Below are 18,944 nucleotides of genomic sequence, written 5' to 3' on the forward strand. Positions count from 1 at the left end.
TTCTTCTCCGGGAATCGGGAATTGAGAATGGGGAATCGTCAGAAGCGGGGAATCGGGTGACTGGGGATGGTCGGCGGCGCCTGCGCGCCGGCTTTGACCATTCCCTATTCCCGATTCCCCATTCCCGCCTCCTCAGTTGTCTTCCAGCTCCATGTTGATGGCCAGCGAGCGGATTTCCTTCACCAAGACGTTGAAGGACTCCGGCATGCCCGCGACCATCTCGTGTTCGCCATCGACGATGTTCTTGTACATCTGGTTGCGGCCCTGCACGTCGTCGGACTTGACGGTCAGCATTTCCTGCAGGGTGTGCGCCGCGCCATAGGCTTCCAGCGCCCAGACTTCCATTTCGCCGAAGCGCTGGCCGCCGAACTGCGCCTTGCCGCCCAGCGGCTGCTGGGTGACCAGCGAGTACGGGCCGGTGGAACGGGCGTGCATCTTGTCGTCGACCAGGTGGTTCAGCTTCAGGTAGTGCATGTAGCCGACCGTGGTCTTGCGATCGAACGCCTCGCCGGTGCGGCCGTCGTACAGCTGCATCTGCGTCTTGCTGGCGTTGAAGCCGAGCAGTTCGGTTTCCGCATCGCCGTCCGGATAGGCCAGGTTGAGCATCTCGCGCAGCTCGTCCTCGTGGGCGCCGTCGAACACCGGGGTGGCCATCGGCACGCCGTCGGTGAGGTTCTGCGCCAGGCCGATCAGCTCTTCATCGCTGAACTGGTCCAGGTCCACACGATCACCGGCCAGGGCCTTGTCGTGGTTGTAGACCTTGGCCAGGAACGCGCGCAGCTCGCTGACCGCGCGCTGCTGCTCCAGCATCGTCTGGATGCGCTTGCCCAGGCCCTTGGCGGCCCAGCCCAGGTGCACCTCGAGGATCTGGCCGATGTTCATGCGCGAAGGCACGCCCAGCGGGTTCAGCACGATGTCCACAGTCTGGCCATTGGCCATGTACGGCATGTCCTCGACCGGCACCACGTTGGAGACCACGCCCTTGTTGCCGTGACGGCCGGCCATCTTGTCGCCCGGCTGGATGCGGCGCTTCACGGCCAGGAACACCTTGACCATCTTCAGCACGCCCGGCGCGAGGTCGTCGCCCTGGGTGATCTTGCCGCGCTTGTCGGCGAAGCGACGCTCGAACTCCTTCTCGTGCGCCTGGACCTGCTTCTGCGCACGCTCGATGGCGTCGGCCGCGTCGTCATCCTTCATGCGGATGGCGAACCAGTCGGCCTTCTTCAGGCCGTCCAGGTAGGCGTCGGTGATGGTGTCGCCCTTCTTCAGGCCGGCACCGCCATTGGCCACCTTGCCGACCAGCTGCGAGCGCAGGCGGGCGAAGATCGCGTTCTCCAGGATGCGGAACTGATCGTCGAAGTCCTTCTTGACGCGCTTGATCTCGGAATCCTCGATCTGGCGCGCGCGCTTGTCCTTCTCGATGCCGTCGCGGGTGAACACCTGCACGTCGATGACCACGCCGTCCATGCCCGGGGGCACGCGCAGCGAGCTGTCCTTCACGTCGGAGGCCTTCTCGCCGAAGATCGCGCGCAGCAGCTTCTCTTCCGGGGTCAGCTGGCTCTCGCCCTTCGGCGTGACCTTGCCCACCAGGATGTCGCCGGCGCGCACTTCGGCGCCGATGTACACCACGCCGGACTCGTCGAGGCGGTTCAGCGCGCTCTCCGAGACGTTGGGGATGTCGGCCGAGATTTCCTCCGGCCCCAGCTTGGTGTCGCGCGCCTGGACGGTCAGTTCCTCGATGTGGATCGTGGTGTAGCGATCCTCTTCCACCACGCGCTCGGAGAGCAGGATGGAGTCTTCGAAGTTGTAGCCGTTCCACGGCATGAACGCGATCAGCATGTTCTGGCCCAGGGCCAGTTCGCCAATGTCGGTGGACGGACCGTCGGCCAGCACGTCGCCGCGCGCCACCACGTCGCCCACGTTCACCAGCGGACGCTGGTTGATGCAGGTGTTCTGGTTGGAGCGGGTGTACTTGATCAGGTTGTAGATATCCACGCCGGCATCGTGCTCACCGGAGATCTCGTCCTCGTTGATCTTGACCACGATGCGGGCCGCGTCGATCTGCACCACTTCACCACCGCGACGGGCATTGACCGTCACGCCCGAGTCGCGCGCCACGGCGCGCTCGATGCCGGTGCCGACCAGCGGCTTCTGCGCACGCAGCGTCGGCACGGCCTGGCGCTGCATGTTGGCGCCCATCAGCGCGCGGTTGGCGTCGTCGTGCTCCAGGAACGGCACCAGCGCCGCGGCGATGGAGACGGTCTGCATGGGCGAGACGTCCATGAAGTCCACGTCCGACGGCGGCTTGAGCAGCGACTCGCCCTGGTAGCGGCACGGCACGAACTGCTCGGTGAGCTGGTTCTTGGCATCGCTGAGCGCGTTGGCCTGGGCGATGACGTACTCGTTCTCCTCGATCGCCGACAGATACTCGATCTCGTCGGTGATGCGGCCGTCCACGACCTTGCGGTACGGCGTCTCAAGGAAGCCGTAGGCGTTGGTGCGGGCATACACCGCCAGCGAGTTGATCAGGCCGATGTTCGGGCCTTCCGGCGTCTCGATGGTGCAGACGCGGCCGTAGTGGGTCGGGTGCACGTCGCGCACTTCGAAGCCGGCGCGCTCGCGGGTCAGGCCGCCCGGGCCCAGGGCCGAGACGCGACGCTTGTGCGTGACTTCCGACAGCGGGTTGTTCTGGTCCATGAACTGGGACAGCTGCGAGGAGCCGAAGAACTCCTTGATCGCGGCGGCCACCGGCTTGGCGTTGATCAGCTCCTGCGGGGTCAGGCCTTCGGACTCGGCCATCGACAGGCGCTCCTTGACCGCGCGCTCGACGCGGACCAGGCCTACGCGGAACACGTTCTCGGCCATTTCGCCGACCGAACGCACGCGACGGTTGCCCAGGTGGTCGATGTCGTCGACCACGCCACGGCCGTTGCGGATCTCGGTCAGGACCGAGATCACGTCCAGGATGTCCGAGCTCTGGCCATTGGTGGCGACCAGGCGCTTGGATTCCTCGTCGTTGCGCACGCTGAAGTACTTGTGGTCGTACAGCACCGACTCACCGGTGGTTTCCTTGCGGCCCACGCGGCGGTTGAACTTCATGCGGCCCACGGCCGACAGGTCGTAGCGCTCGAAGGTGAAGAACAGGTTGTGGAACAGGTTCTGCGCGGCGTCCTTGGTCGGCGGCTCGCCCGGACGCATCATGCGGTAGATCTCGACCAGGGCCTCGAGCTGGGTCTTGGTCGGGTCGATGCGCAGGGTGTTGGACAGGTACGGGCCACGATCCAGATCGTTCACCCACAGCGTGCCCACCACCTCGACGCCGGCCTTGCGGAACGCGGCCAGCTGGTCGTCGGTGATCTCGTCGTTGGCGTTGGCCAGCAGCTCGCCGGTCGAGGCATCGACCACGTCGTGCGAGAGGATGCGGCCCACCAGGTACTCGTCGGGCACGGCCAGCGCGGCGATGCCGGAGGCTTCCAGCTGCTTGACGTGGCGCGCGGTGATGCGCTTGCCGGCCTCGACGATGACCTTGTCGCCATCGGCCAAGTCGAAGTTCAGCGTCTCGCCGCGCAGGCGCTCGGGCACCAGCTCCAGCTGCACGCCTTCGCTCGGGTCGATGTGGAAGGTGTTGATCTCGAAGAAGTGGTTGAGCATCTCCTCGTTGGAGTAGCCCAGCGCACGCAGCAGGATCGACACCGGCAGCTTGCGGCGACGGTCGATACGGGTGAACAGCGCGTCCTTCGGGTCGAACTCGAAGTCCAGCCACGAGCCGCGGTAAGGAATGATGCGGGCGCTGTACAGCAGCTTGCCCGAGCTGTGGGTCTTGCCGCGGTCGTGGTCGAAGAACACGCCCGGCGAACGGTGCAGCTGGGAGACGATGACGCGCTCGGTGCCGTTGACGATGAAGGTGCCGTTGTCGGTCATGAGCGGGATCTCGCCCAGATAGACCTCCTGCTCCTTCACGTACTTGATGGCCTTGGTCGAGGACTCGCGGTCGTAGATGACCAGGCGCACGGTCACGCGCAGCGGCGCGCCGTAGCTCATGCCGCGCTGGCGGCACTCGCGCTCGTCGAACGCCGGCTCGCCCAGCTTGTAGCCGACGTATTCCAGCGCGGCGTTGCCGGAGTAGCTGGAGATCGGGAACACGGACTTGAGCGCGGCGTGCAGACCACGGTCCTCGCGCTTGGCGGCGTCAACGTGCTCCTGCAGGAACTCGCGGTAGGAATCGACCTGGATGGCGAGCAGGAACGGGACCTCGAGGATCGACCGCTGCTTGCCGAAGTCCTTGCGGATGCGCTTCTTTTCAGTGAACGAGTATGTCGTCGACATAGGACATTGCCTCTGGCATCGGGGGGCCACGCGTCCGCGACCCCTGGGGAACATTTCTTTCGAATGGGAAGAACTGTCAGTTGGAAGTCGCTGGTATTGCCGGCACCAGCACGCCATCTCCCGCTACTTCCAACTACCAACTCGTGGATTTTCTCGCCGCGGTGCGGCGGACAACGAACGGCGTTGTTTGCTACGACTTGCGTGTTGCGGACTGCTTTTTCAACAACGACCGAAGGCCAGGGGCTTTCGCCCCCGGCCTTTGGGTGTCGCCGATGGAACTAGGCGACGAATTGCAATTACTTCACTTCGACGGTCGCGCCAGCGGCCTCGAGGTCCTTCTTCATCTTCTCGGCATCTTCCTTCGACACGCCTTCCTTCAGGACGCCGCCGGCCTCGGTGAGGTCCTTGGCTTCCTTCAGGCCCAGGCCGGTGATGGCGCGGACGGCCTTGATGACGTCGACCTTCTTGGCGCCGGCGTCCTTCAGGATGATGTTGAACTCGGTCTGCTCTTCGACGGCGGCGGCCGGGCCAGCGGCGGCGGCAACGGCAACCGGGGCGGCGGCGGAGACGCCAAACTTGTCTTCGATCGCCTTGACCAGCTCCATGATCTCCATGAGGGTCTTTTCAGCGATGGCGTCGACGATCTGCTCGGTGGACAGGGACATTGTGTTTACCTTCGGTCAAATTTCTGGAATGGGATACGGGAATCAGGCCGTTTCAGCCGGGGCTTCCGCCTCGGCCGGCGCTGCATCGCCACCGCCCTGCTGCTCGGCCACGGCCTTGATGGCGCGGGCGAACATCGTGACGGGTTCGGCCAGGACGCGGGCCAGCATGGCCAGGGCCTGATCGCGGGTCGGCAGCGAAGCCAGGACGTCGACGTGGCTGGCCGGATACAGCTGGCCGCCCACGGCCACAACCTTGGGCTGCAGCTTGTCGTTGGACTTGGCGAATTCCTTGATCAGGCGACCGGCAGCGCCGGGCTCCTCGGTCGAGAACGCGTACAGCAGCGGTCCGACCAGCGAGTCCTTGGCGCACTCGTATTCGGTACCTTCCACAGCACGGGCGGCCAAGGTGTTCTTGACCACGCGCAGGTACACGCCGGACTCGCGCGCCTGCTTGCGCATCGCGGTCATCTGGGAGACCGTGGTGCCTGCGTACTCGGCGGCGATCAAGGAGTGCGCCTTGGCGGCGACGTCTGCCAGCTCGGCGACAACTTCTTGCTTCTGGGACAGATTGAGAGCCATTAATCACTCCTCATTGTGAACTCCGCTCACGGCTCCTGCCGCTTGCGGTCCAGGGCAGCGTCCGTCCTGGACGCCGGGGACGCCTTCGCGCCCCACTGGTGGCCTTATCAACTGGCCTGCGCGAAGCAAGACCAGAAACCGATGAAGGCGGCACCATCTGCGCGGGCTGGTACAAGGCCAATCAAGCAGTCCCGCTAGCGCCGACGCCGAATCCCTGCCAGGACCGAGCTTCCCTGCCCGTCGTCGGAGCGCGCTGACCGCACCTGCGGTCTTTGACGGCTTTCTGCGGCTCGCACCGCAGATCGCCCCCAAACGCGGGAACACATGGCGGGGATCGAGAGACGAGTGGCCGGCGCTGTTGCTTTGCCTTGACTCGTCGCCCTGCCCCGCTACGCGCTCCCGTCTTTCTTACTTCAGGTTCAGCGAGGACTGGTCCACGGTCACGCCGGGGCCCATGGTCGAGCTGATCGAGATCTTCTGCAGGTACTGGCCCTTGGCGGTCGAGGGCTTGGCCTTGACCAGGTCGGCCAGCAGGGCCTGCAGATTGTTCTTCAGGGCTTCGTCCTCGAAGGAGGCCTTGCCGATGGTGCAGTGGATGATGCCGGCCTTGTCGGTGCGGTAGCGCACCTGACCCGACTTGGCGTTCTTCACCGCTTCGGCCGGGTTCGGCGAGACGGTGCCGACCTTCGGGTTCGGCATCAGGCCGCGCGGGCCCAGGACCTGACCCAGCTTACCGACCACGCGCATCGCGTCCGGCGTGGCGATGACCACGTCGTAGTTCAGATCGCCGGCCTGCATCTTCTCGGCCAGGTCGTCCATGCCGACCGCTTCGGCGCCGGCGGCCAGGGCTTCGTCAGCCTTGGCACCGGCCGGGGCGAACACCGCCACGCGCACGGCCTTGCCGGTACCGGCCGGCAGCACGGTCGAACCGCGCACCTGCTGGTCGGACTTCTTGGCATCCACGCCCAGACGAACGGCCACGTCGATGGACTCGACGAACTTGGCCTTGGCGGCGGTCTTGAGGATGTTCACGGCCTCTTCGAAGGCGTACGCCTTGCCCGGGGTCACGGCGGCCAGGATGGCCTTCTGTCGCTTGTTCATTGCCATGTCTTCAGCCCTCGACCGTCAGACCCATGGAACGGGCCGAGCCCGCAATCGTGCGCACCGCTGCATCCAGATCGGCCGCAGTCAGATCGGGTTCCTTCGCCTTGGCGATGTCCTCGAGCTGCTTGCGGGTGACCTTGCCCACCTTCTCGGTGTTCGGGCGCTTGGAGCCGGACTGGATGCCCACCGCCTTCTTCAGCAGCACCGAAGCCGGGGTCGACTTGGTCACGAAGGTGAAGGTACGGTCCGAGTAGGCCGTGATGATGACCGGGGTCGGCAGACCCGGCTCGAGCTTGGAGGTCGCCGCGTTGAACGCCTTGCAGAACTCCATGATGTTCAGACCGCGCTGACCCAGCGCAGGACCGACCGGCGGCGAGGGGTTGGCCTGACCGGCCTTCACCTGCAGCTTGATGTAACCGACAACTTTCTTTGCCATTTCAATGCTCTCCGGGTGCTAGCGCCTAGGATCAGGCTCCCCATCGGATCGGGAAAATCACGCGTCCCGACATCGCGTATGCGTTCGCGACAAAGGCCGCCAACGAGGGCGGCCATTGCGGTTGCCCGGCTGACCGGACAAGGGAGCCGCGCACTATAGCAGGTTTTGGGCCGTCCGGCGCAAGCGGCGCCGGCGGCGGGGGCTCAGGCCTTCTCGACCTGGCCGAATTCCAGCTCCACCGGGGTGGAGCGGCCGAAGATGAGCACGGCCACGCGCAGGCGGCTCTTCTCGTAGTTGACTTCCTCGACCACGCCGTTGAAGTCGTTGAACGGGCCGTCGACCACGCGCACCATCTCGCCCGGCTCGAACAGCACCTTTGGACGCGGCTTCTCGACGCCTTCCTGAACACGGTCCAGGATCGCGGCAGCCTCTTCGTCACGGATCGGCAGCGGACGGTCGGCGGTGCCGCCGATGAAGCCCAGGACCTTGCTGGTGTCCTTCACCAGGTGCCAGGACTCGTTGTCCATGCGCGGGATGCCGGCTTCGTCGTGGGTCTCGATCTGGACCAGCACGTAGCCGGGGAAGAACTTGCGCTCGGACCGGCGCTTCTGGCCCGACCGCATCTCCACCACTTCCTCGGTGGGCACCAGCACGTCGCCGAAGCGATCTTCCATGCCGTCGCGCACGATCCGATCGCGCAGCGCCTGTGCCACGGACTTCTCAAAGCCTGAATAGGCGTGTACCACGTACCAACGCTTCACTGTGGAAATCTCCTCAACGGCCCATCGTGAACAGTTTTTCGACCAGCCACTGAATGCCGAAGTCAAAGCCAGCCAGGATCAGGCTGAGGATCACCACCACCACCATCACCACCCAGGTCATGCGCAGCGACTCCTGACGGGTCGGCCACACCACCTTGCGCAGCTCGAAGCGCGACTCGGACAGGAATTCCAGGGTGTCCTTGCCCTTGGCCGTGGCCACAAACACCGCGGCGCCGGCGACCAGGCCGACAATCACGATCAGCGCGCGCAGCGGGGTCGCCCACTGGCCGGCAGACCACCACCACACCACCAGGCCGGCAACGACCAGTGCCCCGGCCGCCACGTACTTGGCGATATCGCCCGCGGACGTGGTCGGCGCCTTGGATGGTTGGATCTTGCTGTTCATTCGGGTTGGATGTGCCGCCTTGCACTGCACCGCCTGCGAAGGCGGGACGATCTGGACAGTGGCACGCCAGGAGGGACTCGAACCCCCAACCTGCGGTTTTGGAGACCGCTGCTCTGCCAATTGAGCTACTGGCGTATGAACTGTAAAGGCACCGGCGAACCGCAAGACTCGCCCGTGCCGATGCGTGGACTCCCGCGGGTGCGGGACTGATTACTGGCGCCGGATCCCGTTTTCACGGGTCGATGTCGCCGTGTCGGACCGCTGGATCCCCGCTTTCGCGGGGATGACGATCTGACAAAGCCCTGCGCGCCTTGGACGCGCAGGGGTCAGATCGTCACTTGATGATCTTGGCCACCACGCCGGCGCCGACGGTACGGCCACCCTCGCGGATCGCGAAGCGCAGGCCCTCGTCCATCGCCACCGGGTTGATCAGCGTGACCTTCATCTTCACGTTGTCGCCCGGCATCACCATCTCGGTGCCTTCCGGCAGCTCGATCGCACCGGTGATGTCGGTGGTGCGGAAGTAGAACTGCGGACGGTAGCCCTTGAAGAACGGCGTGTGACGGCCACCCTCATCCTTGGACAGCACGTACACCTCGGCCTCGAACTCGGTGTGCGGGGTGATCGAACCCGGCTTGGCCAGCACCTGGCCACGCTCCACGTCGTCACGCTTGGTGCCGCGCAGCAGCAGACCCGCGTTGTCGCCCGCCTGGCCCTGGTCCAGCAGTTTGCGGAACATTTCCACGCCGGTCACGGTCGTCTTCTGGGTCGGGCGGATACCGACGATCTCGATTTCCTCGCCCACCTTGATCACGCCGCGCTCGATACGGCCGGTCACCACGGTGCCGCGGCCCGAGATCGAGAACACGTCTTCCACCGGCATCAGGAACGCCTTGTCGACGTCACGCTCCGGGGTCGGGATCCAGGTGTCCAGCGCCTCGACCAGCTTCAGGATCGCCGGCACGCCGATCTCCGACTGGTCGCCTTCCAGCGCCAGACGGGCCGAACCGTGGATGATCGGGGTGTCGTCGCCCGGGAACTCGTACTTGCTCAGCAGCTCGCGGACTTCCATCTCCACCAGCTCCAGCAGCTCGGCGTCGTCCACCATGTCGGCCTTGTTCAGGAACACGACGATGTACGGCACGCCCACCTGGCGCGAGAGCAGGATGTGCTCGCGGGTCTGCGGCATCGGGCCGTCAGCGGCCGAGCACACCAGGATCGCACCGTCCATCTGGGCGGCGCCGGTGATCATGTTCTTCACGTAGTCGGCGTGGCCCGGGCAGTCCACGTGCGCGTAGTGGCGGCTCGGCGATTCGTATTCCACGTGCGCCGTGGAGATCGTGATGCCGCGCGCCTTCTCTTCCGGCGCCGCGTCGATCGCGTCGTAGGCCTTGAACTCGCCGCCGAAACGCTCCGCGCCCACCTTGGTCAGCGCCGCCGTCAGCGTCGTCTTGCCATGGTCAACGTGACCAATCGTGCCCACGTTCACGTGCGGCTTGGTGCGCTCGAACTTACCCTTTGCCATGGCTGCTTCTTCTCGGATCGTTAGATAAGAGGGTGAAACGTACTGCTTGGATGGTGCTCACGAAAGGAATCGAACCTTCGACCTCCTCCTTACCAAGGAGGTGCTCTACCGACTGAGCTACGTGAGCGTGAAACATGTGGCAGCTGCGGACCATCTGGCGACGATAGAGCGGCAGTTCAATGGAGCGGGAGACGGGAATCGAACCCGCACCATCAGCTTGGAAGGCTGAGGTTCTACCGTTGAACTACTCCCGCGCTGGGATACCGCAACTGCTCGAACTTCTTGGTGGAGGGAGGTGGATTCGAACCACCGAAGGCGTAAGCCAGCAGATTTACAGTCTGCCCCCGTTGGCCGCTTGGGTATCCCTCCGGATGACGCTTTTGTCCGGCCTTTCGGGCCGGGGTGAAACAGCCGGTGATTCTGGCGTGGGATCGATGTGCTGTCAACGACTGCGCGAGGATCCTGCCCGATTCACCGATGCGCCTGGAGCGGGCGCATGCCCGCCTTCGCAGGCGCGCCCCACGGCGGCCTGCCGCGGGGGCGCGCATTGTGGCAGGCAATGGCCGCCACGGGAAGCACCATGTTGCCCTGCGGCGTGCCATCACGGGCGGTCGTCTTCAGCCTGTATGGTGCGCAGCGCGTCGAATCGTGGCGTGGCGCCTGACTTCGGAGACTCATGACACAGGATTTCAGCTTCGAGCTTGGCGAGGACATCGACCAGCTCCGCGACGCCGTGCGCACGTTTTCCAGCGAGGTGATCGCCCCGCTGGCCGACCAGGCCGACCGCGACAACGCCTTCCCCAACGCGCTGTGGCCGCAGCTGGGGCAGATGGGCCTGCTCGGACTGACCGTGGAGGAGGAATACGGCGGCACGGCGCTGGGCTACCTGGCGCACGTGGTGGCCATGGAGGAGATCTCGCGCGCGTGCTCGGCCATCGGCCTGTCCTACGGCGCGCATTCCAACCTGTGCGTCAACCAGCTGCGCAAGAACGGCGACGCCGCGCAGAAGGCGCGCTACCTGCCCAGGCTGGTCAGCGGCGATCACATCGGCGCGCTGGCGATGAGCGAGGCCGGGGCCGGCTCGGACGTGGTCGGCATGAAGCTGCGCGCGGAACGGCGCGGCGATCGCTACCTGCTCAACGGCACCAAGATGTGGATCACCAACGGACCGGACGCGCACACGCTGGTGGTGTACGCCAAGACCGATCCTGCGGCCGGGGCGCGCGGCATCACGGCGTTCATCGTCGAGCGCGGGTTCAAGGGCTTTTCCACCGCGCAGAAGCTGGACAAGCTGGGCATGCGCGGGTCGAACACCTGCGAGCTGGTGTTCGAGGACTGCGAGGTGCCCGAGGAGAACATCCTGGGCGGCCTGGGCCAGGGCGTGAAGGTCCTGATGTCCGGCCTGGACTACGAGCGCATCGTGCTCTCCGGCGGTCCGCTGGGGATCATGGCCGCGTGCCTGGACACGGTGCTGCCCTACGTGCGCCAGCGGCGGCAGTTCGGCCGGCCGATCGGCGAGTTCGAGCTGATGCAGGGCAAGCTGGCCGACATGTACGTGGGCTTCAACGCCTGCCGCGCCTACGTGTACGCGGTGGCGCGGGCCTGCGACCGCGGCCGCAGCACGCGCAAGGACGCGGCCGGGGCGATCCTCTACAGCGCCGAGAAGGCCACCTGGATGGCCGGACAGGCGATCCAGGCGCTGGGCGGCAACGGCTACATCAACGAGTACCCGACCGGGCGGCTTTGGCGCGACGCCAAGCTCTACGAGATCGGCGCGGGCACCTCGGAGATCCGGCGCATGCTGATCGGGCGTGAGTTGGTGGGCCGCTCGGATTGAGCGGTCCGGCGGGATCCCGGAACGGGTGACGCCTGCCGTGTCCGCAGCGCCCAGCGCTCTTGGCTCACTGCGCCAGAGTCGCTGGGTTCCCGCGTTCGCGGGAACGACGACAGGAGACCTGTCGGCGACCCCAGGGCGCATGCAACAAAAAGGCCGCGCAATGCGCGGCCTTTTCGTGACGGCTTGGCAATAGCGACCCGGCGGGCCGCGTCCGGCTTCAGACGTTGAAGCGGAAATGCAGGATGTCGCCTTCCTGCACCTTGTACTCCTTGCCTTCCAGACGCAGGCGCCCGGCTTCCTTGGCCCCGGCCTCGCCCTTGTACTTGATGAAATCGTCGTAGGCGATGGTCTCGGCGCGGATGAAGCCCTTCTCGAAGTCGGTGTGGATCACCGCCGCGGCCTTGGGCGCCGTCGAGCCGGCCTTGACCGTCCAGGCGCGCACTTCCTGCACGCCGGCGGTGAAGTAGGTCTGCAGGCCGAGCAGCTGGTAGGCGGCGCGGATCACGCGGTTCAGGCCGGGCTCTTCCAGGCCCAGGTCGGCCAGGAAGGCGTCGCGGTCGGCGTCCTCCAGCTGCGAGAGCTCCTCCTCGATCGCCGCCGACACCGGCACCACCTGGGCGCCTTCGGCCTGCGCGCGGGCGCGCACGGCGTCCAGGTGCGGATTGTTCTCGAAGCCGTCCTCCAGCACGTTGGCGATGTACATCACCGGCTTGAGGGTGAGCAGGAACAGGTCGCGCACCAGCGCCTTCTCCTCATCGTCCAGGCTGGCCGCACGACCGGGCTTGCCGTCGTCCAGCGCCTTGCGCAGCTTCTCCAGCACCGGCTTGCGCGCGATCATCTCCTTGTCGCCGCCCTTGGCGCCGCGCTCGGCGCGATTGAGCGCCTTCTCCACGCTGTCCAGGTCGGCCAGCGCCAGCTCGGTGTCGATGGTCTCGATGTCCGAGATCGGATCGACCTTGTTGTTCACGTGGATGATGTCGCCATGCTCGAAGCAGCGCACCACATGGGTGATCGCATCGACCTCGCGGATGTGCGCCAGGAACTTGTTGCCCAGGCCCTCACCGCTGGCCGCACCGGCGACCAGGCCGGCGATGTCGACAAACTCCACCGCCGTGGGCACGACCCGCTGCGGCTTGACGATTTCCGCCAGCGCGCCCAGGCGCGGATCCGGCACCGGCACCACGCCCACGTTGGGCTCGATGGTGCAGAACGGGAAGTTGGCCGCGGCGATGCCCGCCTTGGTCAACGCGTTGAAGAGGGTCGACTTGCCGACGTTCGGCAGGCCGACGATGCCGCATTTGATGCCCATGTGTGTCATCCGGGAATGGAGAATCGGGAATAGGGAATCGAAGAGCGTGGCCGCCTTTCCATTCCCCATTCCCCATTCCCTATTTGCCCTGCGTATGCAACCGCTTCATCGCCTCGTTGAAATCGCCGGCCACTGCCAGGGGCAGCACGTCCAGCGCGTCGTCGATCGCTCGGCCGATCAGGATTTCGTCGTCCGCGCTCGGTCGGCCCAGCACCCAGCCGGTGACCTTGTCCTTGTGGCCGGGATGGCCGATGCCGATGCGCAGGCGGCCGAAGCGCGCATGGCCCAGCAGCCTGATGGTGTCGCGCAGCCCGTTCTGGCCGCCGTGGCCGCCGTCGAACTTCAGGCGCGCGATGCCGGGCGGCAGGTCCAGTTCGTCGTGCACCAGCAGCGTCTGCTCGGGCTCGAGCTTCCAGAAGCGCAGGGCCGCCACCACCGACTTGCCCGATAGATTCATGTAGGTGGCCGGCTTGAGCAGGCGCACGGTCTGCCCGCCCACGCTGACCTGGGCCGTCTCGCCGAACAGCTTGGCGTCCACGGCGAAGCGCGCGCCCAGCTGCATCGCGAGGGTGTCGACAAAACGGAACCCGGCGTTGTGCCGGGTCCGCAGGTGTTCGGGTCCGGGATTGCCCAGCCCGACGATGAGACGCACGCCTTCCATCGAAGGTTCGCCGAACCGCCGGGACGCGCCGCTGGCGCGCCCCGGCGCGTCCGGTTACTCGGCGTCCTTGGCTTCGCTGTCGTCGGCGACCTTGGCGGCCGGCACGTCGGCCGACGTCTCGCCCTCGGCGGACTCGTCCTCGACCTTGACGTACTTGGCGGTGACCACGGCCACGTCGTGCTCGGCGCCCAGCTTCAGCTCCGGCAGTTCCACGCCCTTGGGCAGCTTGAGCTGCGAGAGGTGGATCACGTCGCCGACGGCCAGGTTGGACAGGTCCAGCTCGATGAACTCGGGCAGGTCGCCCGGCAGGCACTCGACCACGACTTCATTGAGCTCGTGGGCGACCACGACGTCGGCGGCCTTGCCGGCCGGCGAGGTGTCCTGTCCCAGGAAGTGCAGCGGCACGGCGGTGCGGATGGACTCCTTGTCGTTCACGCGCTGGAAGTCCAGGTGCATGATCTGCTGCTTGTACGGATGGCGCTGCATGTCACGCAGCAGCACCTTCTGCACGTCGCCGTTGAGGCTCAGCGAGAGGATCGAGGAGTAGAACCAGTCGTGCTGGCTGGCCAGCCAGACATCGTTGTGGCTCAGCTGGATGCTGACCGGCTTGAGGTCGCCACCGTAGACGATGGCGGGGACGCTACCAGCGTGACGCAGGCGGCGGCTCGCACCCTTCCCCCCGTCCTCGCGGCGCTCCACCTTGATTTCATGTGTCGTTGCCATGGGTTTTTCACTTCTTTGCTTGAGTAAGCCACCTCGCGGTGGCGATGCGACTCCCCCGCGACCAGGAGAGCCGTTGGAAGGCCGGGATTCGGCATTCGGGATTGGGGATTCGCCAAGCGCGCTAACGCCCTGCGAATCGCCAATGCCCAATCCCCAATCCCGACCTCAATCCACGTACAGCGAGCTGACCGACTCGCCGAAGGCGATGCGGCGGATGGTCTCGGCCAGCATGCTGGCCACCGACAGCTGGCGGATCTTGCTGCAGCCCTTGGCCGCATCCGACAGCGGGATGGTGTCGGTGACCACCAGCTCGTCCAGCACCGACTTGTTGAGGTTGTCCACGGCCGGGCCGGACAGCACCGGATGGGTGCAGTAGGCGGCAACCTTGGTCGCGCCCCGGTCCTTCAGCGCCGCGGCGGCGGCGCACAGGGTGCCGGCGGTGTCGACGATGTCGTCGACCATCACGCACTCCTTGCCCTCGACGTCGCCGATGATGTTCATCACCGTGGACACGTTGGCGCGCGGACGGCGCTTGTCGATGATCGCCAGCTCCGCATCGTCCAGACGCTTGGCGACCGCGCGGGCGCGCACCACGCCGCCCACGTCCGGCGAGACCACCATCATCTTGTCGGTGCCGTAGGCGCGCCAGATGTCGGCCAGCAGCAGCGGCGAGGCGTAGACGTTGTCGACCGGGATGTCGAAGAAGCCCTGGATCTGGTCGGCGTGCAGATCGACGGTGAGCACGCGGTCGGCGTTGACCGCGCTGAACATCTTGGCGGCGACCTTGGCGGTGATCGGCACGCGCGAGGAGCGCAGGCGGCGATCCTGGCGCGAGTAGCCGAAGTACGGCACCACCGCGGTGACGCTGGCGGCGCTGGCGCGCTTGAGCGCGTCGATGATCACCAGCAGCTCCATCAGGTTCTCGGCGCTGGGCGCGCAGGTCGGCTGGATCACGAACACCTCCTGCCGGCGCACATTCTCCTCGATCTCCACCTGCACTTCGCCATCGGAGAAGCGCGAGACCATCGCCTTGCCCGGACGCACGCCGAGTTCGCGGCAGATGCTGTGGGCCAGCGGCTTGTTGGCGTTGCCGGAAAAGACCAGCAGGCTGCGATCGTCTTGCATGGGGAATCTCGTGGGACAGCGGCAGGAAAGCGGGATGGACGGCACTGCGCGGGCGCCGGACTGCGTGGCGTGCAGGCCGAGGACTCGCCTTGCGCGTCCCGGGCCGATGAGGCAACCGGTCGGGCCGCGCGCGCATGCGATGAGGACACTGGCTGGGGCGGTAGGATTCGAACCTACGAAATGCCGGGATCAAAACCCGGTGCCTTAGGCCTCTTGGCGACGCCCCAGTGGATCAGTCCTTGCGTGCGCTCCCGTCCAGGGCGTCCAGCAGGGGCGAACGCGCCGCCCCGGCCACCACCCAGCCGCGCAGTTCGCTCGGCAGCAAGGCCAGTCCGGCCTGGGCGGCCTGAAGGCTTGCGAACTCCACGAAACAGCCGCTGCCCGTCCCCGTCAGTCGTGGCGTCCCGATGCGCGAGAGCGTGGCGAAGACCGCCTCGATGGCAGGTTCGCGACGACGCAGCACCGGCTCGAACACGTTGTCGGGCACGGATCCGGAAAGGAAGTCCGCTATTTTCACGGGTGCGGCATTGCGCGTCAAATCCGGGGAGGCGAACAGGACCGGCGTGGCGACATGCAGGCCGGGGTCGACTAGCACATACCAGGCCGGCGGCAGCACGATCGGGGTCAGGCGCTCGCCGACGCCTTCGGCCGCAGGCGTTGCGCCCGCGCACGAAGATCGGCACGTCCGCGCCCAGCGTCAGGCCCAGCGCGGCCAGCGCGTCCTCGCCCATGGCCGTGCCCCAGAGGCGGTCCAGGACACGCAGGACGGTGGCGGCATCGGACGAACCGCCGCCGAAGCCGCCGCCTGCCGGGATGCGCTTTTCGACGCGGATATCCGCACCAAGCGCGACGTTGGCGTGCGTTTGCAGCAATTTTGCCGCACGAACCAGCAGGTCGTCGGCCTCAGCCACGCCCGGCACCGAGTCGCCGACGCGGGCGATCACCCCGTCCGGGCGCAGCCGGATGCCGACCGTGTCACCCCATTCGAGCAGCCGGAAGGCGCTCTGTAGTGCGTGATAACCGTCCGAGCGACGGCCGGTGATGCGCAGACACAGGTTCAGCTTGGCCGGCGCCGGCCACCAGGACCAGCCGCCGGACATGGGGGACTGGCTCATGGCGTCGCGACGGCCGGTTGCCAGGTGTCGACGATCAGGCGCACGCGCGCATCGCCGCGCTGGGCCTCGATCCGCGCCGGCAGCGCCGGCGTGCCGTCCGCCGCCGGCGGCTGCCAGGCGGTGAAGTCGATGGTCCAGCCGCCCTGCTGCAGCTGGGACAGCTGCCCGTCGGCACCGTAGGCGAGCCGGGCCGGCGCCAGCGTCTGCGCCGCCTGGCCGCGGATCCAGTAAGCCAGGGCCTGCACGGGAATCTCCCAACCGGTGGTCTCCAGCAGCAGCTGGCCGGCGTCGGCGCCTTGGCGCGGGCCGCCGTCGACGCCCTCCAGCCGCACCTGCCCGGGGCTGCCGACCAGGCGCCAGGTCTGGCGCGTGACCGGCGCGGCGAGCGCGACATCGAACGCGTCGCCGCGCTGGGTCCAGTCGATGCGGCCGCTGCCGCCCTTGTCGGCGCGGCGGATCGCCACCCGCCCGGTCATCGACCAGTCGCGGTGGGCGGCCAGCCAGGTCTCGCGCGCGGCCTGGGCATCGGCCGCGATACCAGCATCGACCGGGGTCGGCGCCGGCCCACGCACGCCGGGGCTGGCGCAGCCGGCCAGCAGCAGGACGCCGCACAGCGCGGCCACGGACAGGAGGCGAGCGGTCATGCGCCGGTCTTCTCCAGCGCGCGCTGCAGCGAGCGGTTGTCCGGATCGAGCCGGCGCGCCTCGTCGAACAGCTTGCGCGCCTCCTCGTGCTGGCCCTTCTCCCACAGCAGCTGGCCCAGGTGGGCGGCGATCTCCGGGTCCTTCATCAGTGTGTAGGCGCGGCGCAGCTGCACCAGCGCCTCGTCCTTGCGACCCGCGGCGATAGAGCACCCAGCCGTAGCTGTCGATGATGGCCGCCTCGTCCGGCGCCGCGGCGCGGGCGCGGTCGATCAGCTCCAGCGCTTCCTTGTAGCGGTCGGTACGGTCGGCCAGGGTGTAGCCCAGCGCGTTGAGCGCGGCGGTGTTGGTCGGGTCGGTGACCAGCACGCGGCGCAGGTCGGCCTCGGCGCGGTCGATGCGGTCGCGCCGCTCCCAGGCCAGGCCGCGCGCATAGAGCAGGTTGTTGTCGTCGGGATAGGCGGCCAGGCCGCGGGCCAGGGCGTCCAGTTCGCCGGCATCGTCGTCGTGCTTCTGGCGCAGCTCGGCCTCCAGCAGGTATGCGTCGCGGCGGGCGGATTCGTCGATGGACGCGTCGGCCTGCATGGCATGGACCCGGGCGAAGGCCTCGTCGGTGCGGCCGAGCTGGTCGAGGGTGCCGATCGCGCGCAGGCGCGCCTCGATCGCGTGCTCGCCGGCGCCGACGCCCTCGTACCACCCCAGCGCGTCCTGCGGACGCTTGAGGTATTCGGCGATCTGGCCCAGCAGCAGGCGCTGGGCCGGGTCCTGCGCCTCGGCCGAGGCCTTGGCCTCGTCGTACAGCGCGGCCAGGCCGGCGTCATCCTGGGCCTTGGCCAGCAGCGAGGCGCGCAAACCGAAGCTGCGCGTGTCCTGCGGCCCCTTGGCCAGGGCGGCGGCGGCCAGCGCGGGCGAACCCAGGTGGTCGTATTCGGCGGCCACGCCCAGGCGCACCGACGGGTCCAGGTTGGCCTGGCCCTGCAGGTCGGCCAGCACCTGGCGGGCCTGGTCGAGCTTGCCGGCCTGGCGCAGCTGGCTGGCATGCAGCAGGGCCACGCGCGGATTGACCGGGAAGCGCTTGACCACCTCGCCGACGATGCGTTCGGCCAGCGCCGGCTGGTCCAGCGACTGGGCCAGGCCGCCGAAGGCCAGCCAGGCGGTCAGGTCGTTCGGCAGCGCCTTGTCGTCCAGCAGCTGGCCGAGCAGGCGCCCGGCCAGGGCCGGGTCGCGGCCGCCGCTGCCCAGCACGGTCAGCGCGTAGCGCCAGGCCTGCGGATCCTTGTCGCGCAGCAGGGATTCGAGCTGGCGCCGGGCCACACGCTCGCGCCCCTCGCGCAGCGCCACGGTGGCCTGGGCCGCGCGCATGGCCAGCGAGCTGGGCGCGCGCTGCTGCCACAGCGCCAGCGCCTGCGCGGCGCGCGCGTCGTCGTTGGCCAGCAGGGCGATGCGGGTGGCCAGTTCGGCCAGGCCCACGTCGTGGCCGGCCTGGGCGGCCTGCAGGTACCAGCGCGCGGCCTCGGGCAGCTTGCCGGCCTGCAGGGCGAATTCGCCAGCCATGACCGGCTCGAGCACCGCGCCGGTCGTCCCGCCTGGCGGGACCGACTCCTTGGCGAGCGCCGCGGCAGAGGATGCGAATCCGGCAACGAACAGCAGCAACGGCGGGACGAAACGCATCTTTGCGGGCATTAGGGGGAACCGGGCCGTAAAATGGCGGGCAACAACACGCCAGCAGCT

At 67.3% G+C, this 18,944-nt stretch carries 14 protein-coding genes, 5 tRNA genes and 2 pseudogenes; 1 reads left to right on the forward strand and 20 read right to left on the reverse strand.

What is annotated here, in order from left to right; genetic code table 11:
• Positions 1-132 precede the first annotated feature (132 nt).
• The 12 genes from rpoB to ACFJIT_RS11655 form a co-directional block, all read right to left on the reverse strand.
• Positions 133-4,326, reverse strand: a complete 4,194-nt coding sequence (rpoB, locus tag ACFJIT_RS11600; RefSeq protein ID WP_130515953.1) for a DNA-directed RNA polymerase subunit beta — start codon at positions 4,324-4,326, stop codon at positions 133-135.
• A gap of 296 nt (positions 4,327-4,622) precedes the next feature.
• On the reverse strand, positions 4,623-4,991 hold the full coding sequence (rplL, locus tag ACFJIT_RS11605; protein WP_130515951.1) for a 50S ribosomal protein L7/L12: 369 nt from the start codon (positions 4,989-4,991) through the stop codon (positions 4,623-4,625).
• A gap of 42 nt (positions 4,992-5,033) precedes the next feature.
• On the reverse strand, positions 5,034-5,570 hold the full coding sequence (gene rplJ / locus ACFJIT_RS11610) for a 50S ribosomal protein L10 (RefSeq protein WP_130515950.1): 537 nt from the start codon (positions 5,568-5,570) through the stop codon (positions 5,034-5,036).
• Positions 5,571-5,978: 408 nt separating this feature from the next.
• Positions 5,979-6,677 carry a 50S ribosomal protein L1 gene (gene rplA, locus ACFJIT_RS11615; protein WP_130515948.1) on the reverse strand — a complete coding sequence of 233 codons (699 nt, stop codon included), beginning with the start codon at positions 6,675-6,677 and terminating at the stop codon, positions 5,979-5,981.
• A 4-nt stretch (positions 6,678-6,681) separates the two neighbouring features.
• Complete coding sequence (gene rplK, locus ACFJIT_RS11620; protein WP_130515946.1) at positions 6,682-7,110, reverse strand: 50S ribosomal protein L11; 429 nt, start codon at positions 7,108-7,110, stop codon at positions 6,682-6,684.
• A gap of 203 nt (positions 7,111-7,313) precedes the next feature.
• Positions 7,314-7,871: a transcription termination/antitermination protein NusG gene (nusG, locus tag ACFJIT_RS11625; protein ID WP_130515943.1), complete on the reverse strand. Its 558-nt coding sequence runs from the start codon at positions 7,869-7,871 to the stop codon at positions 7,314-7,316.
• 13 nt (positions 7,872-7,884) lie between these two features.
• Entirely contained in the window at positions 7,885-8,277 is a 393-nt protein-coding gene (secE, locus tag ACFJIT_RS11630) for a preprotein translocase subunit SecE (RefSeq protein WP_130515941.1), read from the reverse strand.
• 59 nt (positions 8,278-8,336) lie between these two features.
• Positions 8,337-8,412: transfer RNA gene (locus tag ACFJIT_RS11635), tRNA-Trp, on the reverse strand.
• A gap of 199 nt (positions 8,413-8,611) precedes the next feature.
• Positions 8,612-9,802 (reverse strand): elongation factor Tu, encoded by a 1,191-nt coding sequence (gene tuf, locus ACFJIT_RS11640; protein ID WP_130515940.1) that lies wholly within the window; start codon positions 9,800-9,802, stop codon positions 8,612-8,614.
• A 51-nt stretch (positions 9,803-9,853) separates the two neighbouring features.
• Positions 9,854-9,929: transfer RNA gene (locus ACFJIT_RS11645), tRNA-Thr, on the reverse strand.
• A gap of 53 nt (positions 9,930-9,982) precedes the next feature.
• Positions 9,983-10,056, reverse strand: a tRNA-Gly gene (locus tag ACFJIT_RS11650).
• Positions 10,057-10,085: 29 nt separating this feature from the next.
• A tRNA-Tyr gene (locus ACFJIT_RS11655) sits at positions 10,086-10,171 on the reverse strand.
• 307 nt (positions 10,172-10,478) lie between these two features.
• On the opposite strand from ACFJIT_RS11655, the gene ACFJIT_RS11660 reads away from it, so the two are divergent.
• On the forward strand, positions 10,479-11,639 hold the full coding sequence (locus tag ACFJIT_RS11660; RefSeq protein WP_379653684.1) for an isovaleryl-CoA dehydrogenase: 1,161 nt from the start codon (positions 10,479-10,481) through the stop codon (positions 11,637-11,639).
• Between the two features lie 217 nt (positions 11,640-11,856).
• On the opposite strand, the gene ychF is transcribed toward ACFJIT_RS11660, so the two are convergent.
• From ychF to ACFJIT_RS11700, 8 genes and pseudogenes are all read right to left on the reverse strand, one after another.
• Positions 11,857-12,948, reverse strand: a complete 1,092-nt coding sequence (gene ychF / locus ACFJIT_RS11665; protein WP_379653685.1) for a redox-regulated ATPase YchF — start codon at positions 12,946-12,948, stop codon at positions 11,857-11,859.
• A gap of 79 nt (positions 12,949-13,027) precedes the next feature.
• On the reverse strand, positions 13,028-13,609 hold the full coding sequence (gene pth, locus ACFJIT_RS11670; protein ID WP_131658398.1) for an aminoacyl-tRNA hydrolase: 582 nt from the start codon (positions 13,607-13,609) through the stop codon (positions 13,028-13,030).
• A gap of 54 nt (positions 13,610-13,663) precedes the next feature.
• Positions 13,664-14,332, reverse strand: a complete 669-nt coding sequence (locus ACFJIT_RS11675) for a 50S ribosomal protein L25/general stress protein Ctc (RefSeq protein WP_130533641.1) — start codon at positions 14,330-14,332, stop codon at positions 13,664-13,666.
• Positions 14,333-14,497: 165 nt separating this feature from the next.
• Entirely contained in the window at positions 14,498-15,457 is a 960-nt protein-coding gene (locus ACFJIT_RS11680) for a ribose-phosphate diphosphokinase (protein ID WP_130515930.1), read from the reverse strand.
• A 149-nt stretch (positions 15,458-15,606) separates the two neighbouring features.
• Positions 15,607-15,684: transfer RNA gene (locus ACFJIT_RS11685), tRNA-Gln, on the reverse strand.
• 5 nt (positions 15,685-15,689) lie between these two features.
• Positions 15,690-16,557, reverse strand: a pseudogene (ispE, locus tag ACFJIT_RS11690) (4-(cytidine 5'-diphospho)-2-C-methyl-D-erythritol kinase).
• A gap of 11 nt (positions 16,558-16,568) precedes the next feature.
• Positions 16,569-17,216: a lipoprotein insertase outer membrane protein LolB gene (gene lolB, locus ACFJIT_RS11695; protein ID WP_379653686.1), complete on the reverse strand. Its 648-nt coding sequence runs from the start codon at positions 17,214-17,216 to the stop codon at positions 16,569-16,571.
• A pseudogene (locus tag ACFJIT_RS11700) lies at positions 17,213-18,896 on the reverse strand (tetratricopeptide repeat protein). Before ACFJIT_RS11700 ends, lolB begins: the two are co-directional and overlap by 4 nt.
• Positions 18,897-18,944 lie beyond the last annotated feature (48 nt).

The organism is Pseudoxanthomonas sp. UC19_8 (assembly GCF_042700505.1).
Taxonomy (GTDB): Bacteria; Pseudomonadota; Gammaproteobacteria; order Xanthomonadales; family Xanthomonadaceae; genus Pseudoxanthomonas_A; species Pseudoxanthomonas_A winnipegensis.